Below are 2949 nucleotides of genomic sequence, written 5' to 3'. Positions count from 1 at the left end.
GGCGGCGTCCTAGTCTCCCACAGAGTCCCCCCTGCAGTACCATCGGCTCTAAAAGGCTTAACTTCCGGGTTCGGAATGGGACCGGGTGTTTCCCTTTTGACATGGCCACCGAAACACTATTGAGATATCTCGAAACCTTTGAATCAAGGCTCCCGACCGTATCTCGGGAACCACACAGTGGACGCGTAACACCTTTGTAGGAACAAGCCCTCGGCCTATTAGTATCGGTCAGCTCCACACATTACTGTGCTTCCACATCCGACCTATCACCCGGTGGTCTGCCGGGGGCCTTACCAGATTAATTCTGTGGGAACCCTCATCTTGAAGCGTGCTTCCCGCTTAGATGCTTTCAGCGGTTATCACTTCCCAACGTAGCCAACCAGCCGTGCTCCTGGCGGAACAACTGGCACACCAGAGGTTAGTCCGTCCCGGTCCTCTCGTACTAAGGACAGCTCTTCTCAAGATTCCTACGCGCGCAGTGGATAGGGACCGAACTGTCTCACGACGTTCTAAACCCAGCTCGCGTGCCGCTTTAATGGGCGAACAGCCCAACCCTTGGGACCGACTCCAGCCCCAGGATGCGACGAGCCGACATCGAGGTGCCAAACCATGCCGTCGCTGTGAGCGCTCGGGCAAGATCAGCCTGTTATCCCCGGGGTACCTTTTATCCGTTGAGTGACGGCGCGTCCACATGCCACCGTCAGATCACTAGTCCCGACTTTCGTCCCTGCTCGAGGTGTCCCTCTCACAGTCAAGCTCCCTTGTGCACTTACACTCGAAACCTGATTGCCAACCAGGCTGAGGGAACCTTTGGGCGCCTCCGTTACCTTTTGGGAGGCGACCGCCCCAGTCAAACTACCCATCAGGCACTGTCCCTGAACCGGATAACGGTCCTAGGTTAGATATCCAGAACAGCCAGAGTGGTATTTCAACGATGACTCCACAACCACTGGCGTGGCCGCTTCACAGTCTCCCACCTATCCTACACAAGCTGTACCGAACACCAATACCAAACTATAGTAAAGGTCCCGGGGTCTTTCCGTCCTACTGCGCGTAACGAGCATCTTTACTCGTAATGCAATTTCGCCGAGTTCATGGTGGAGACAGCGCCCAAATCGTTACTCCATTCGTGCAGGTCGGAACTTACCCGACAAGGAATTTCGCTACCTTAGGATGGTTATAGTTACCACCGCCGTTTACTGGGGCTTAAGTTCACCGCTTCGACTTGCGTCTAACAGTTCCCCTTAACCTTCCAGCACCGGGCAGGAGTCAGTCCGTATACGTCCTCTTTCAAGTTGGCACGGACCTGTGTTTTTAGTAAACAGTCGCTTGGGCCTGGTCTCTGCGACCCTCAACGCTTCACCGAGCATGTCGGCTGACGCATCAGGTCCCCCTTATCCCGAAGTTACGGGGGTATTTTGCCGAGTTCCTTCACCATGATTCTCTCGATCGCCTTGGTATTCTCTACCTATCCACCTGTGTCGGTTTAGGGTACGGGCGGCTAACAACTCGCTCACGAAGCTTTTCTAGGCAACATAGGATCACTCACTCACAGCCCAAAGGCTGCTCCCCATCATGTCTCAGGCATACAGACGGCGGATTTGCCTACCGTCAACCCTACACACTTAGCCCGGGACAACCATCGCCCGGGATGAGCTACCTTCTTGCGTCCCTCCGCAGCTTGCCTACTACACCATCGGTTCACAGACTCAGTGGATCGAGACCCGAAGGTCAATCACCACCTCGCGTGCTTAGCATCAGATGATTCAGCATGGACGTTGTTTCGCCGGTACGGGAATATCAACCCGTTGTCCATCGACTACGCCTGTCGGCCTCGCCTTAGGTCCCGACTTACCCAGGGCAGATTAGCTTGACCCTGGAACCCTTGGATATTCGGCGGACGGGTTTCTCACCCGTCATTCGCTACTCATGCCTGCATTCTCACTCGTGTGCTCTCCACGACTGGGTCACCCCGCCGCTTCATCGCGCACACGACGCTCCCCTACCCATCCACACACCTGGACAAAAGTCAGGCACACGTGTGAATGCCATAGCTTCGGTGGATAACTTGAGCCCCGCTAAATTGTCGGCGCAGAATCACTTGACCAGTGAGCTATTACGCACTCTTTCAAGGGTGGCTGCTTCCAAGCCAACCTCCTGGTTGTCTCCGCAACTCCACATCCTTTTCCACTTAGTTATCGCTTAGGGACCTTAGCTGATGATCTGGGCTGTTTCCCTCTCGACTACGAACCTTATCGCCCGCAGTCTCACTGCCGCGCTCTCACTTCCCGGCATTCGGAGTTTGGCTGATTTCGCTAAGCTTGTGGGCCCGCTAGACCATCCAGTGCTCTACCTCCGGGAAGAAACACACGACGCTGCACCTAAATGCATTTCGGGGAGAACCAGCTATCACGTAGTTTGATTGGCCTTTCACCCCTATCCACAGCTCATCCCCTCGGTTTTCAACCCAAGTGGGTTCGGTCCTCCACGACGTCTTACCGTCGCTTCAACCTGGCCATGGATAGATCACTACGCTTCGGGTCTAGAGCGTGCGACTCAATCGCCCTGTTCGGACTCGCTTTCGCTACGGCTTCCCCACACGGGTTAACCTCGCCACACACCACTAACTCGCAGGCTCATTCTTCAAAAGGCACGCCGTCACCCCGAAGGGCTCCGACGGATTGTATGCGATCGGTTTCAGGTACTATTTCACTCCCCTCCCGGGGTACTTTTCACCTTTCCCTCACGGTACTTGTCCGCTATCGGTCACCAAGGAGTATTTAGGCTTAACGGGTGGTCCCGCCAGATTCATGCGGAATTTCAGGGGTTCCGCACTACTTGGGGTAACGCTCAAGAGTGAAAAGCTTACGTCTACGGGAGTATTACCCTCTATGCTCAACCTTCCCAGGTTGCTCGACTTCACTAATCATTTATGACTCTTCGACTGCC

The 2949-nt window shown here is 54.9% G+C and carries 2 rRNA genes; both read right to left on the bottom strand.

From position 1 onward, the window contains the following. A 5S ribosomal RNA gene (gene rrf / locus ABD073_RS15500) occupies window positions 1–113 on the bottom strand; the annotation flags it as partial. An 85-nt stretch (window positions 114–198) separates the two neighbouring features. Then, window positions 199–2949, bottom strand: a 23S ribosomal RNA gene (locus ABD073_RS15495); the annotation flags it as partial.

The organism is Luteococcus peritonei (assembly GCF_039526385.1).
Taxonomy (GTDB): domain Bacteria; phylum Actinomycetota; class Actinomycetes; order Propionibacteriales; family Propionibacteriaceae; genus Luteococcus; species Luteococcus peritonei.
Note: the sequence above shows the minus strand (reverse complement) of the source record. Positions and strands in the feature narration are given on the sequence as shown.